Source organism: Arthrobacter sp. CJL-S3 (genome assembly GCF_056711635.1).
Genome location: NZ_CM160046.1, coordinates 3,702,383 through 3,716,449, shown reverse-complemented (window position 1 = coordinate 3,716,449; position 14,067 = coordinate 3,702,383). Strand labels below are relative to the sequence as shown.

At 69.0% G+C, this 14,067-nt stretch carries 12 protein-coding genes and 1 pseudogene; 7 read left to right on the top strand and 6 right to left on the bottom strand.

Translation table 11 applies throughout. The annotated features are described in order from the left end of the window. Positions 1-522: 522 nt before the first annotated feature. From AC06G6_RS17040 to AC06G6_RS17030, 3 genes and pseudogenes are all read right to left on the bottom strand, one after another. A pseudogene (locus AC06G6_RS17040) lies at positions 523-1,302 on the bottom strand (DUF222 domain-containing protein); the annotation flags it as partial. A 455-nt stretch (positions 1,303-1,757) separates the two neighbouring features. Next, entirely contained in the window at positions 1,758-2,828 is a 1,071-nt protein-coding gene (locus AC06G6_RS17035; protein WP_479824013.1) for an App1 family protein, read from the bottom strand. A 59-nt stretch (positions 2,829-2,887) separates the two neighbouring features. Beyond that, a complete protein-coding gene (locus tag AC06G6_RS17030) occupies positions 2,888-3,643 on the bottom strand; it encodes a DUF72 domain-containing protein (RefSeq protein ID WP_479824011.1) in 756 nt (251 codons plus the stop codon). A gap of 152 nt (positions 3,644-3,795) precedes the next feature. On the opposite strand from AC06G6_RS17030, the gene AC06G6_RS17025 reads away from it, so the two are divergent. The 5 genes from AC06G6_RS17025 (at position 3,796) to AC06G6_RS17005 (ending at position 6,458) form a co-directional block, all read left to right on the top strand. After that, positions 3,796-4,038, top strand: a complete 243-nt coding sequence (locus AC06G6_RS17025) for a hypothetical protein (protein ID WP_479828837.1) — start codon at positions 3,796-3,798, stop codon at positions 4,036-4,038. Positions 4,039-4,162: 124 nt separating this feature from the next. Beyond that, positions 4,163-4,471 (top strand): YegP family protein, encoded by a 309-nt coding sequence (locus AC06G6_RS17020; protein ID WP_479824009.1) that lies wholly within the window; start codon positions 4,163-4,165, stop codon positions 4,469-4,471. 40 nt (positions 4,472-4,511) lie between these two features. Continuing rightward, the gene (locus AC06G6_RS17015) at positions 4,512-5,225 is read left to right on the top strand and encodes an HAD family hydrolase (RefSeq protein ID WP_479824006.1); all 714 of its coding nucleotides are present in this window, start codon (positions 4,512-4,514) and stop codon (positions 5,223-5,225) included. Between the two features lie 70 nt (positions 5,226-5,295). Then, positions 5,296-5,700, top strand: coding sequence for a hypothetical protein (locus AC06G6_RS17010; RefSeq protein WP_479824004.1), 405 nt, complete (start codon positions 5,296-5,298; stop codon positions 5,698-5,700). Further along, positions 5,697-6,458 carry an SDR family oxidoreductase gene (locus tag AC06G6_RS17005; protein WP_479824002.1) on the top strand — a complete coding sequence of 254 codons (762 nt, stop codon included), beginning with the start codon at positions 5,697-5,699 and terminating at the stop codon, positions 6,456-6,458. The genes AC06G6_RS17010 and AC06G6_RS17005 overlap by 4 nt, the downstream gene beginning before the upstream one ends. 16 nt (positions 6,459-6,474) lie before the next feature. Here the strand turns inward: AC06G6_RS17005 and AC06G6_RS17000 are convergent, their stop codons facing one another. Beyond that, positions 6,475-6,891 (bottom strand): sterol carrier family protein, encoded by a 417-nt coding sequence (locus AC06G6_RS17000; RefSeq protein WP_479824000.1) that lies wholly within the window; start codon positions 6,889-6,891, stop codon positions 6,475-6,477. A gap of 334 nt (positions 6,892-7,225) precedes the next feature. Between AC06G6_RS17000 and AC06G6_RS16995 the strand changes: the two genes are divergently transcribed. Further along, complete coding sequence (locus tag AC06G6_RS16995; protein WP_479823998.1) at positions 7,226-9,562, top strand: PIG-L family deacetylase; 2,337 nt, start codon at positions 7,226-7,228, stop codon at positions 9,560-9,562. A 156-nt stretch (positions 9,563-9,718) separates the two neighbouring features. Here the strand turns inward: AC06G6_RS16995 and AC06G6_RS16990 are convergent, their stop codons facing one another. Both AC06G6_RS16990 and AC06G6_RS16985 read right to left on the bottom strand, forming a co-directional pair. Continuing rightward, complete coding sequence (locus AC06G6_RS16990; protein ID WP_479823996.1) at positions 9,719-10,735, bottom strand: asparaginase; 1,017 nt, start codon at positions 10,733-10,735, stop codon at positions 9,719-9,721. A 35-nt stretch (positions 10,736-10,770) separates the two neighbouring features. Beyond that, entirely contained in the window at positions 10,771-12,423 is a 1,653-nt protein-coding gene (locus tag AC06G6_RS16985; protein ID WP_479823994.1) for a molybdopterin-dependent oxidoreductase, read from the bottom strand. 339 nt (positions 12,424-12,762) lie between these two features. Here AC06G6_RS16985 and purD point away from each other — a divergent pair, with 339 nt between their 5' ends. Continuing rightward, positions 12,763-14,067 (top strand): phosphoribosylamine--glycine ligase, encoded by a 1,305-nt coding sequence (gene purD, locus AC06G6_RS16980; RefSeq protein ID WP_479823990.1) that lies wholly within the window; start codon positions 12,763-12,765, stop codon positions 14,065-14,067.

Here is a 14,067-nt window from a genome sequence, read left to right as displayed (position 1 = left end):
AGGGGGCGCGTCCACGTCGGGATCACAGCCGGGATCCCAGCCCGGGTCCGCGGGCAGGTCCAGATCGGGATTCCAACCTGGATACGCCGTCAGGGCCAGTTCGGGATCCGGGTCCGGATAAGATCCTGGATCCGGGGGCAGGGTTTGGTCCGGTCTTTCGTCCGCGGGCTGGACTTCGTCTAAGCCGTCGCCGGCGGGCTGGAGGTGGGGTGGCCAGTCGGGTGGTTCCCAGTCCTGCTGTTCGCTGGGATAGTACCGGCCGGAGGGCGAGGTCCAGCCCGGTGGTTTGTCTTTGCTGGCCCCGGAGGGTGTCCATCCGGAGCCGTGTTTGAGGCCGTGGTGCTTGCGACATGGCTGGCCGAGGTTGGTGATTCCGGTGGTGCCGCCGTCGGCCCAGGCCAGGAGGTGGTCGGCCTCGTTGTCCAGGGACTGGTTGTTGCATCCGGGAAACGGGCATCGGCCGTCGCGGAGGTGCAGCCAGAGCCGCATGGCCTTGGTGGGGCGGTAGTTCGTCCGTCCGATTTCCAGCGGGGCGCCGTCGCGGGGGTCGGTCAGGACGCGGTGGAAGGACTCCGCGCCGTCGGCGAGCAGGCGGCGGGCCATCGACGGCGGGATCGGCCCGTATCCGTCCAGCATCGCCGGTTCGTCCCCGGCGCCGAGCAGGGACAGGACCGGGACGGTGATGAGGACCTGCGCCCGCGGGACCGGCACCTCCCCGGTTAGACCGTTGCCATCAGCGCCGCCGTTGCCGTCGGCGCCGCCACCGGGGCCCAGGAGCAGGAAGGCGGCGACGTCGGCGCGGAGCTGGGTCAGGGGCCGGGTCTCCTCCGGGCCCTGGAGCGTGCGGGCGGCGGCGGTGGTCCGTTCCCAGATCCCCGCGGCCGTTACCGCCGGCAAATACGCGGAGAACCAGGCCATCCCGTCGCGGTCCGGGGCGAACTCGACCCGCCGGTCCTTCGCGGACTTGGCATGGCGTTGTTCGATGCTGTCCGGGTGGTGGCGTTCGCGCCAGGTGCGGGATTTGGCGCGGAACCGGCCCGGGACGAGCTCCCCGGCCGGGCACCCGCGGGCCGGGCTGGGCGCGTCGGGGTCCAGGAAGTGCGCCTCCAGCGCCGCGGCCCCTTCCGGGCCCAGGTCGGCGGTTTCGTCCACCATGATCCGGGCGTGGGCCCAGGAGATCGTCCCGTCCTGCAACGCCTCCAGGGTCAGCGGCAGCAGCGTTGTCAGGGCCTGGCTCTGATCCAGCAGGGCGCCGGCGGCGATTTCGCTCACCGTCAGGACACACGCGACCTCGGCGACCATCGCCATCTCCTGGACGGAGCGGTCATGAAGAGACGCGGTCGGGGACGCCATCGCCCGCGTGGCCTCCGCGTAATCAGCGGTCAGATGCACCTTCAGCGCGGCCGAACTAGCTTCCAGAACGGCCCACCCTGAGAGACCGTCCAGGCAGGAATCCGCCCGATCCCGCAACGGATCCGCCCACAGCGGATCAGACTCGGCGTCCCGGAACGGAACGGCGCCGGACGGATCAGCGCCGGACGGATCAATGCCGGACGGATCGGCATGGCCCGCCGCGGCGCCGCTGATTGCGGTCAGCGCGGCCACGGACGCGGCGACAGCCGCCAGGGCCGCCCTGCTCTCCGCACTCCACACCGTGCTTTCCATACCCGCAGATTATCGGGTGGCTACGACAGTAATGATGAACTGTGTTGGCAGGCAACGCTGGCACCGGCTGACGCGCCGGCGTGGGCCGGCGCTTAGAGAATCTTGAGCTCCTGCAGGCTTTTCGCCATGCCTGCGCCGTCCGGGGAGTAGATCCACGGAACGTTGGAGCCTGTGTGGTCACCGGTCTCCGAGTGCCCGCCGGCCAGGACGGCTTCGCTGGCCGAGAGCTGCCGGATGCCGATGGCGGCCACCAGGTCTCCATGCTGCTGGGCGAAGTGCGAGTAGATCGCTTCGTCGTGCTGGCCGTTGTCCCCGAAGAGCAACCAGCGCATGTTCGGGAACTCCTCGGCGAGCAGGTCCAGGTTGCGGCGCTTGTGCTCCTGGCCGCTGCGGAACCAGCGGTCGTGGGTGAGGCCCCAGTCGGTGAGCAACAGGGCGCCGGAGGGATACATGTTGCGGGTGATGAAGCGCGCCAGGGTGGGGGCGGCGTTCCACGGCCCGGTCGACAGGTAAATGACCGGGGCCTCCGGGTACTCCACCATGATCCGGTCCATCAGCACGGCCATCCCGGGCGTCGCCATCCGGGCGCGCTCGTTGAGCACGAAAGTATTCCAGAGCGCGAGGAACGGCCGCGGGAGCGCCGTGACCATGATCGTGTCATCGATGTCGGACACGATCCCGAGCTTGGTGTCGGGAGAAATGACGAAGATCTTCGCCGAAGCCGGCTTGGTCCCCTCGGCGCGCAGTACCGCTGTGTGCCATCCCGGGGTGAGCTCCACCTGCACAACGGTGTCCACGAGTCCGCCGCGGTCCGCATGCACCCGGGCGGTCACCCCGCCGATCTCGATCTCCACCTCGGAGTACTGGATCGGGACGGACGTGAACGCCCGCCAGCCGCGGATGTTCTGGTTGCCGTTCTGCGCTGCCTGCTCAACCCGGCTGCCGGGGTGGGGCTTGCTGGTCAATACCACCCGGCCGAGGACCCGGACCCAAGTGGTGGATCCGTAGCCTTGGTAGGCAACGGTCGTCGGGACAAAGTCCCAGCGCCGGGCCGCTTTCAGGCGGGCGCGGTTAACGGTGTCCGAGACCAGATGCGCCAGGCGAAACGCCCGGTTGCCGGTGATTGGTTGCTGCCGGGAAGATTCCTGTGACGCCAATTCCATGCCTCCACTCTCCCACAAGGGTCGGTCCCGCCGCTGACCGTGTCCGGAAACGCCACGTATCAGTCGACGCCCAGCAGATCCCTCAGCACCGTGGCGTTACGCACGGCGTTCCCGCCGCCGTCGTTGTTGAAATACACAAAGACCTCCTTGCCGGCCGCCTGCCATTCACGGATCCGGTCCGCCCACCAGCGAAGCTCGTCGTCCGAATAGGAGCCGCCGTAGAGGTACTCCCAGTCCGGACCGTGCAGCCGGACGTAGACGAACTCCGCGGTGGCCCGGAGGATGCACGGCAGTCCGGCGCCGCTCATGACGCAGTAGGCGGCGCCATGGCGTTCCAGCAGCGTGTAGACCTCCGGCGCGTCCCAGCTCGGGTGGCGGAATTCCACGCTGACCCGGATCCAGTCGGGCAGCGCCGCCAGGAAGTACTCCAGCCGCGCGTCGTCCCGGGCAAAATTCGGCGGCAGTTGGACCAGCAGCACTGCCCGTTTGTCGCCGAGTTCGTGCCAGCAGCGGACGATCCGTTCGATCCAGACCTCCGGGGAGTAGAGCTTTTTGCCGTGGGTCAACCCGCGGGGGGCCTTGACGGACAGCAGGAACCCCGGCGGAAGCCGACGGCGCCAGCTGGCGAAGGACGTGTCCCGGGGCCACCGGTAGAAGCTGGCGTTGAGCTCCACCGTGGTGAAGCGCGCCGCGTAGTGCGCCAGCCGCTCCCGCGCCGGCAGCCCCGGCGGGTAGAGCACGTTCTCCCAGTGGTCATAGCTCCAGCCGCTGGTGCCGATGTGCACAGGTCCATGCTGAGTGGCGCCGTGGTCCATCCCGCCATCCCCTTTCCGGGCAGGCCTCCGGGCCGGCCATGCCTAAACTTCCCCGGCCTGTTCGCCGGCATGCGGGGACCCTATTCCGAAGTTCCGTTCCAGCATCTATGGATCCTAGTCCTGGGGGAAACCGGTGTGGCACTGTAAGTCCCATGGCTCGCCTTGAGGATTACGCACTGGTCGGCGATCTGCATACGGCGGCCCTGATCAGCACCGAGGGCTCGATTGAATGGCTCCGCCTGCCTCGCTTCGACTCGCCGGCCTGCTTCAATGCCCTGCTGGATACCCCGGGCGGGGCGCCGCAGGCGTTCAGCCGTTTCGCCCTTATGACGGGCGCCCTGGAGCTGCACGAGGACGGTGTGCGGCGCAGCGGCTCGCCGTCCGCGGGGCCCTGATCCTGAGCGCGGCGGCGGTCCGAAGTCCGCTCTCAGTTCCCCGGGGCCGAGGTTTTCTTCAAGACCTTAGATAAGTATACTTACTAATATCCCAGTGTGGGGTGGAGAATTTAAGGAGTGTGCGATGGCCGGATATTTCGAGCTCGTGGACGCGCCCGACGGCGGCTACCGGATTCGGATGCTTGACGGAGCCGGAAGCCTGATGGCTATTTCAGTCACGTTTCCCACGAAGCGCGCAGCTGTGGCCGGTATCGCCCAGGCCCGCGAAATCGCCGGCACCGGGCTCATCCGGGACCGCAGCGCCGGCGGGCAGGCCGCGCCGGCGGGCCCACTCTCCAGGGTGTCGAGGAGGTCAGCCGGAGGCGCCGGCCGCGGAACCTCCCTGTCCGGCGGATCGCTGGCAGCCGGAAAACGGGCACGAGCGCACCACTGATGCGAGTCCTGACAGTCTCCGCCGCGACCCCGCAGTCAGCATGACCGCTGTCCCGCCCCGTGGCCCGCGCCGGGCGGCCGTGTTGTTCGACGTCGACGGCACCCTGGTCGACTCCGCCTATCTTCACACCCTGGCCTGGTGGCAGGCATTCCGGCAGGCCGGTTATGACGTGCCGATGGCGAGCATTCACCGCTCGGTCGGCATGGGCGGGGACAGGATCCTCGCCAGGCTGCTGCCGGACGGCCGGGACAGGAACGAGGACAGCACCATCATGACCTCGCACGCGGCCGTGTTCGCCACCTTCTGGCCCGCCCTGCGTCCTCTGGATGGCGCCCGCGACCTGCTGGCGCGGTGCCACGAGGGCGGGCTCGCCGTCGCCCTCGCCTCCTCCGCCCGGCAGCGGGATCTTGAGGTGCTGCGGGCCGCAATCGGCGCCGACGCCTTCATTGACGCGGCCACGAGTTCGGCCGACGCGAAGGAGAGCAAGCCGGCACCGGACATCCTCGTCGCCGCCCTCAACGCCGTTGACGTGCAGGCATCGGATGCCGTCTACGTGGGTGACGCCGTGTGGGATATTTACGCTGCCGGGAAGCTCGACATCCCGGCCATCGGACTGACGTGCGGCGGCACCAGCGAAGCGGAACTCCGCGACGCCGGTGCCGTCGAGATCTACACCAGCCCCCGGGCGCTGCTGGAAAACCTCGTGGACAGCGCGATCGGACGGCTCGCCGCCCGGGTACGCACTATTAGCTGAACCGGGAGCCGGCTGCGGGCCGCGAACCTACGCCACGTCCGCCGCCTTGACTGGCGGATACAGTGTGTCCATGAATCCGTCCAGCGGTAAGGAATCCGGGCCGTCCCGGCAAAGACGGCTGATCTGGCTCGCGGTGCCGCTGATAGGCGCGGTCCTGCTGGCGGCGGGGGCGGTCCTCCTGTCGCTGCCGGTGCGGCAGGAGGAGTTCGGCTGGTTCGCCTATGCACCGCTGTCCCAGCAGGCCTTTGCCGCCCCGGGACTGCTGGTCATGGACGCGGAGAAATGGGCGGGCGTCGTGCTGGTCGGTCTCGGACTGTTGACGCTGGCCTTCTGGTCCGGCGTCCTCGCCGGCCGGCGCTCCGCCGGCACCCCCGCTGATGCGGGGAGAACCGGTACGTCCCAGGCGGCACTTCGCCGCAATGTTGGCGCGGAACACTGTCATGGTGCGGGATCTCGGCATACGCTAGCCGGATGACACGACATCACCTGCCCGGCCGAGTGGCCGTCGTCACCGGCGCCGGCTCAGGGATCGGCCGGGCAGTCGCCCGGCTCATGCTCGCGGACGGGTACCGGGTGGTGCTGGCCGGCCGGCGGGAAGCGCAGCTGCTGGAGACCGGGGCCGGACATGCCCAGGCGCTCGCCGTCGCCTGCGATGTCACCGTGCCCCACGACGTCGAGCGGCTTTTCGCTGCCGCCCTGGGGCTGTGGGGACGCGTGGACGTGCTGTTCAACAACGCCGGAGTGTTCGGGCCGGCGGCCTCCGTGGACGAGATCAGCCTCGCGGACTGGGACGCCACCGTGGCGGTGAACCTGACCGGCTCCATGCTGTGCGCCGCTGCCGCCGTCCGGGCCATGAAGTCGCAGTCGCCCCAGGGCGGGCGGATCATCAACAACGGCTCGATCGCCGCCCACTCGCCCCGGCCCCGGACGGTCGCCTACACCGTCACCAAACACGCCATGACCGGGCTGACCAAGAGCATCGAACTCGACGGCCGCGGCTTCGGTATCAGCTGCGGCCAGATCGACATCGGCAACACAGCCACGGAGTTGATGGACACGATCGGCGTCGGCTCCGGGGCCGTCCAGGCCGACGGCAGCAGCCGCGTGGAGCCGACCTTCCCGGTCGACGACGCCGCGCGTGCGGTGCTGCTGATGGCCGGGATGCCGCCCTCCGCCAGCGTCGGGTCCCTCGTGATTACCGCCGCCGGGATGCCGTTTATCGGACGCGGGTAGCCAGGGTGCAGTCCGCTTAGAGCGGCAGCAGGCCGGACAGGTCGGCGCGCAACCCGGAGGCGGCCACCCGGCCGGCGCCGACGGCGTCCGCCCAGCTCAACTGGCCGCTGACCATCGCCAGCCAAGTGGCGGCGTCGCACTCAATGACGTTCGGGGGCGTGCCGCGGGTATGCCGCGGCCCCTCCACGCATTGCGTGACGCCGAACGGCGGGACGCGCACCTCCACTGAGTTCCCGGGTGCCCGGGCGGTGACCTCCTCCAGGGAGTAGCGCACCGCCGTCGCCAGCGTGCTGCGGGAGACCTGTGTGCCGGCTCCCGGGCTGTCGGCGTCCGCGGCGTCCGCAGTGTCCGGCCCTGAGGCGTTGGCGGCCTGCCAGTCGGCGAGGGCCGCGCGCCCCTCGTCGAGGGCAATACGACGTCGGGCCACCACCACTATGTGCCTCCCGGCCGATCGAAAGCGTTCGCGGCAAGCCGATCGTCCGGCCGCCTCTGGATCCACCCTACCCTCCACACTTTTTCGCGGCCGCCCCCGGTATCCCGGGTCCTGCGGCCCCCGATTAACTATGTCGAAAAGCATGTAGCTTGGATATTAAGTAAAATAGATGTAGTTTTACTTGGTGGGTTGCCCCAACGGAATCCTTGCCTGGTGTCATGACCGACCAGGCAAAGTCATGACATTAAGGATGAGCCAGATGCCGATTTCCCGGCCTCGCAGAGGGTCCGTGGTTCTGTTGGCGTTAGCGCTAGTCGCGGCACTCACCGGGAGCATGGCGACCGCACCGGACGCCTCGGCTGACGCCGGGTGCGCTGCGGGCACGGCACTTAACATCGTCGCCCACCAGGATGATGACCTGCTGTTCCAGAGCCCCGGGCTCCTCTCGGCCATCCGCGAGGGGCTGTGCGTGCGCACGGTCTACCTCACGGCCGGTGACGCCAACGACTCCGAGGCCTACTGGAGCTCGCGGGAGAGCGGCGTGAAGGCTGCCTACGCCCATCTCGCCGGGGTCGGCGACTCCTGGACGACTTCGGATGCCGGGATCGCCGGACACCCGATCCCGGTGGCCACCCTGGACGGGGCAACGCAGCTCTCGCTGGCCTTCATGCGGCTGCCGGACGGATACCGCGATGGAAGAGGCGGGTCCGACTACGGTTACCAGAGCCTGCAGAAGCTCTACAGCGGCGCGATCAGCGCGATCACTGCCGTCAACCGGTCCTCCTCCTACACGCTCCCGGAGCTCCGGGCCACTTTGCTGGCGTTGATGAACAGTTACCAGCCGGACCAGATCTCCACGCTGGACTTCGCCGGCACGTACGGCGACGGAGACCACAGCGACCACCACGCCGTCGCCTACCTGGTGCTCGCCGCGCATCAGCTCTACACCACGCCCCACACGATCACCGGCTACGAGGGCTACCCGATCTCAAAGCGCCCGTCCAATGTGGTCGATCCCGATCTGACGGCCAAGACCGACGCCTTCCTGGCCTACGCCCAGCATGATTCCAAGACCTGCACCACAGCCCTTGCCTGTTCCCAGAACTCGGTCGGCAGTTGGCTGTCCCGGGCCTACACCGTCACGCCGCCTGCAGTGGCGCCGGCGGCCGGCACGGAAACCATCAACTTCGCAGGCGACCCCACCAATGTTGCGGCCCTGGCGTCGGTCACTGCCAGTTCCCAGAACGACACCGCGGGACAGACCGCCGTCAAAGCCGTCGACGGCGTCATTGCCGGCCACCCGGTCGACTCGACCCGGGAATGGGCGACCGTGGGCGGCCGCGCCGGAAGCTACCTCGACCTTGCCTTCCCCGCCGCCCTCACCCTGAACCGGGTGGTGCTCTACGACCGGCCCAACGCCAAGGACCAGATCACCGGCGGCACCCTGACCTTCTCCGACGGGACCACCGTCCCGGTGCCGGCCCTGGACAACGCCGGCCAGGCGACCAGCGTCAGTTTCCCCGACACCGCCACCACCAGCGTGCGGCTGACAGTCACCACCGTCAGCGGCACCACCCGAAACGTCGGGCTCGCCGAACTCCAGGCCTACCCGGGCACCGAGGCGCCCGCGCCGGCCGTGCCCGTGACTGAGGATCCTGCGCCGGTTGTGCCGGTGATTGAGGATCCTGCGCCGGTTGTGCCGGTGATTGAGGATCCGGCTCCGGTTGTGCCTGTGATTGAGGATCCGGCGCCCGTTGTGCCTGTGATTGAGGATCCGGCGCCGGTTGCGCCCGAGCCTGCCCCCGTCACGGAACCCGTCAACGTCGCGGGCTCGGCGTCGGTCACGGCCAGTTCCCAGAACACGACGTCGGGCCAGGCCGCGGTGAAGGCCGTTGACGGTGTCGTTGCCGGTCATCCGGTCGACGCCACCCGGGAGTGGGCGACCGTCGGCGGCAAGGCCGGGAGCTACCTCAATCTTGCTTTCCCGGCCGCCGTCACCCTGAACCGGGTGGTGCTTTTTGACCGGCCCAACGCCGGAGACCAGATCACCGGCGGCACCCTGACCTTCTCCGACGGAGCCACCGTCCCGGTGCCGGCGCTGGACAACGCCGGCCAGGCGACCAGCATCAGCTTCCCCGACCGGGCCACCACGAGCCTGCGGCTGACTGTCACCACGGTCAGCGGCACCACCAGGAACGTCGGGCTCGCCGAACTTCAGGCCTACCCCGGCGTGACGGCCCCGGCCATCACCGCCGCGAACATTGCGGCCCTGGCGTCGGTGACGGCCAGTTCCCAGAACGAGCTCGCGGGACAGACTGCCCGGAAGGCCGTTGACGGTGTCATTGCGGGGTACCCGGTCGACTCGACCCGGGAATGGGTCACCATGGGCGGCCGGGCCGGGAGCTACCTCGATCTTGCTTTCCCGTCCGCCGTCACCCTGAACAGGGTCGTGCTCTATGACCGGCCGAACGCCAAGGACCAGATCACCGGAGGCATCCTGACCTTCTCGGACGGAAGCACCGTCGCGGTGCCGGCCCTGGACAACGCCGGCCAGGCGACCAGCATCAGCTTCCCCGACACCGCCACCACAAGCGTCCGGCTGACCATCACCACCGTCAGTGGTACCACCCGAAACGTCGGGCTCGCCGAATTCCAGGCCTACGCGAGCTGACAACCACCGCCGTCAGGCGGTTCCGGGCAGCGTCCGGTCGGGCAGGTCCAGTCAGTCGGAAGGGCAGCGTCCAGACTGGCAGCGTCCAGACTGGCAGCGTCCAGACTGGCAGCGTCCAGTCGGTCAGACGGGCTGTGTCCGGTCGGGCGGTGTCGGTTAGACGAGCAGCGCCGAGACGGCGTTGCCCAGGCGGATTTTGCCGACCGGCCGGCCGCCGCCGAGCACGGGGGTGACCACCTTGTCGAGGACACTGGCCACTTCCGGGACGTCGACGGCGCCGGCGGCTGCCAGCAGGGTCAGTCCGACAAGCGTCGTGGCCCGGATGTTGCCGTCGAGGATCTTGATGGCGACCGAGGCGCCCGTGGGGGTGGCCATCGCCAGCACGCCCTCGGCGCCGATCTTGGCGAGGATGCCGAGGTCGTCCATGACGATTGTGTTGCTTTCACCCTTGCCCTGTACGGCCCACGGATAGTCGAGCATCGACGTGGCGATCGTGGCGGCGCGGGCGTTCGAATGCTTGTCCCCGGGGGCCTTGGCCAGCTTCGAGAAGGCCCGGGCGAGTCCGGTGAGGGAGACGGCGGCCACCGGTGCGCCGCAGCCGTCGATGCCGAGGTGGGCGATGCTTTCGCCGCAGTATTCCTCGATGACGGAGCGGATGCGCTGCTGCAGCGGGTGATTGGGTTCGAGGTAGCTGTGCGTGTCCCAGCCGTTTTCGGTGCAGGCCCAGAGGAACGCGGCGTGCTTGCCGGAGCAATTGAAAGCGAGCTTGGACTTGCCCCGCTCGGCGCGGACCAGCCAGTTCCGGGCGGTCTCGTCATCGGGCCAGGCCGTCGGGCACTGGAGTTGCTCTTCCTTAACGCCGGCGGCCTTGAGCATGCCCTCGACGACGTCCATGTGGTCCAGTGAGCCGACATGGCTGCCGCAGGCGATCGCTGCCTGCGCGCCGCGCAGGGGCACGCCGGACTGCATGGACGCGAGGGCCTGCAGGGGCTTGAGCGCGGACCTGGCGTAGATCGGGGTGGTGATGTCGCCCAGTTCGGTAACGACGGTGCCGTCCCCGGCTAGGAGGACGGCGGAGCCGATGTGCCGGGACTCCACAAAGCCGCTGCGTTCAACGACGGCCAGTTCGACGGCGGACTCGACGGTGAAGGTGGCGTGAGAATTCAGGGGCATGCAGCAAGTCTATGGTGCCCGCCGGTGATACCCCGTTATTCCACGGTCACCATCAGCGACTGCCACCCTGAGGCGCCGTCGGGCACCGGATCCGCGCGCTGGTCTGTCTGGACCTCGCCGGTCCCGTCGGTGGCGCGGGCCTTGATGTAGTGCGGGCCCGGCGTGGCCTCCCAGTCGAAGGACCACTGGCGCCACGTCACGACGGACGCCTCGGTGGACAGGACGGCCTCGGTCCAGGGCCCGTTGTCGATCTGCACCTCAACCTTGGTGATGCCGCGTGTCTGGGCCCAGGCAGTGCCGCCGATCGCGACCCGCCCGGCCGGAACCTTGGCGAAGGACTTGGGGACTTCCACCCGGGCCATGGTCTTGATGGGGCCGCGCTCGGACCAGCCGCGCTGCGTCCAGTAGGCCTGGCTGTCCGCGAAGCGGGTGACTTCCAGGTCCACGACCCACTTCGTGGCCGAGACGAAGCCGTACAGTCCGGGGACGACCATGCGCACCGGATACCCGTGTTCGAGCGGGAGCGCTTCATCATTCATGCCGAACGCCAGCATGGCGTCCCGGTCGTCCCGGAGGACCTCGAGCGGAGTGGAGGCGCTGAAGCCGTCGATGGACGTGGAGAGCACCATGTCCGCGCCTTCCTGGGGTCCCGCCATGTTGAGCACGTCGCGGATGGGCATGCCCAGCCATTTGGCGTTTCCGGCCAGGTTCCCGCCGACCGGGTTCGACACGCAGGTCAGGGAAACGTGGGATTCAATCAGGTTCGCGTCGAGCAGGTCCTGGAAACTGAGCCGGATTTCCCGGTCCACGAGCCCGTGGACCCGCAGCTCCCAGTCCTGGGCATTGATTTCGGGCACGCTCAGGGCGGTGTCAATGCGGTAGAAATCGTTGTTGGGCGTGACCCATGGCGTCACCCCGGGCGCCTTGGACTGCACTCCTGCGGGGACTGCGGGGGCCGGTTTCGCCGGCGTCGGGAGCTGCAGGGACTCGCGGGCCTGGGCCACGTTGCTGCGGGCCGCGCTGAGCAGGCGCCCGCCGGTCGCGGCGATGGCTGAGGCCGCGGCGGTGACTCCGGTCGCGGCGAAGAAGGCGCGGCGGCTCGTGGCGGGACGGTCCGGAGCCTTGGCGGCCAGATCCGAGTCCAGGTCCGGCCACTGCTGCATGCGCCACAGCCTCGTGACAAGGAAGCGGAGCGCAATGAGTCCGGCCACGGTGCCGATCACCGTGGGGATAGCATCCAGCGGCTTCACCCCGGAGCGCGTCACGACGGCGGTCACGATCACTGCGCCCATCAGCAGCACACCGGCGACGCCGAGCGGCCATTTGCGGTACGCCACGACGCCCAGCACGCAGGCAAGCAGCAGGATGGTCACCGCCATGCCCACGAACAGGGCGACCTTGTCGTTGGTGCCGAAGGTGGCGATCGCGAAGTCCTTCAGCCACGACGGCGTGAAGTCGATGAAGGTCGAGCCCAGGGCGATCACCGGCGTCGCCCGTGCCGTGAAGAACGCCCCGATCAGTTCCGCCACGGACAGCACGACGGCGGCCGCGGCGACGCCGGCCAGCGCGGCAAGGACGGTGGGGCCGGTCAGCCGTTTCGAGGCCGGGTGCTGGCCGGGCCGCTTCCGGGCGGGCTTCTCGATCCTGAGTTCTTCCGCGCGGGGCGTCTGCGTGCTGGGCTTGTCCATACTGGGTCTTCGTAGCAGTCCGGGCCGCGGATTGCCGGCCGTGCCGGCGTCCCCCGTGGGACATGCTCTCCGCTCGGGCGCAGAAATGGGCATGCTGGCATTAGGTCCAGTGGCCCCGGGTAGGACTGGGCATGTCCCGCGGGGGAGGGTGCGCGCGATGTGGGACATGCTCTCCGCACGGGCGCAGGGACGGACATCTCGGCACTATGTCCCGTGGCCCCGGGCAGGACTGGGCATGTCCCCCGAGGGGCTGGAACCTGGCAGCGGCGGGGACTGGGCATGTCCAGCGGTGGACACAGCTTAGGAGCCTGCCCGGTCCACAAAGTACTCTTGGGAACTGTGAAGGTACTTGTCATCGGCCCCGGCGGCCGCGAACACGCCATTGTCCGATCCCTGCTAGCCGACCCGAACGTGTCCGAGGTCCATGCGGCCCCGGGCAACGCCGGCATCAGCAAACTGGTCCCCACACACGCCGTCGACGCGAACGATCCCGACGCCGTCGCGGCCCTGGCCGCCAAGCTCACGGTTGATCTTGTGGTGGTCGGCCCGGAGGCGCCGCTGGCCGCCGGAGTGTCCGACGCCGTCCGCGCCGCCGGCATCCCCGTGTTCGGCCCCAGCAAGGCCGCCGCCCAGCTCGAAGCCTCCAAAGCCTTCGCCAAGGAGGTCATGGCCGAGGCCGGTGTCCCCACCGCCATGGCCCGGGTGGCCAGCAACGCCGAGGAAGCCGCCGACGCGCTCGACACCTTCGGCGCCCCCTACGTGGTCAAGGACGACGGGCTCGCCGCAGGCAAGGGTGTGGTCGTCACCAAGAACCGGGACGAGGCGCTGGCGCACGCGCAGAGCTGCTTCGATGCCGGCGGAACGGTCGTGATCGAGGAATTCCTCGACGGCCCCGAGGTCTCCGTCTTCGTCCTCTGCGACGGCCGCAACACCGTCGCGCTGTCCCCGGCCCAGGACTTCAAGCGGATCTTCGACAACGACGAAGGCCCCAACACCGGCGGCATGGGCGCCTACACCCCGCTGGAATGGGCGCCCGAGGGCCTCGTCCAGGAAGTCATCGACCGGGTCGCCCAGCCCACGGTCAACCAGATGGCGCACCGCGGCACCCCGTTCGTCGGTGTCCTGTTCGTCGGCCTGGCACTGACCTCACGCGGCACCCGCGTGATCGAATTCAACGTCCGCTTCGGCGACCCGGAAACCCAGGCCGTCCTCGCCCGCCTCAAGACCCCCCTCGGCGGGCTGCTGATGGCAGCCGCCAAGGGCGAACTGGACAAGGTCCAGCCGCTGCGCTGGTCCAAGGAAACAGCCGTCGCCGTCGTCGTCGCGGCCGAAAATTATCCGGACACGCCGCGCACCGGCGACCGCATCCGGGGGCTCAAGAAAGCCGAGTCCGTCGAAGGGGTCCACGTGATCCACGCCGGCACCAAGCTCGACGACGAAGGCAAAGTGGTGTCCGCCGGCGGACGGGTCCTGGCCGTGGTGGCGCTCGGCACCGACCTCGTGGAGGCCCGGGAACGGGCGTACGACGGCGTCGAACTCGTCCATTTGGAGGGCAGCCAGTTCCGCACCGACATCGGAGGCAAAGCGGCCCGCGGCGAGATCAAAGTGACGACTCCCGGCGCCGTCCCGAAAGCGAAGGCCTGA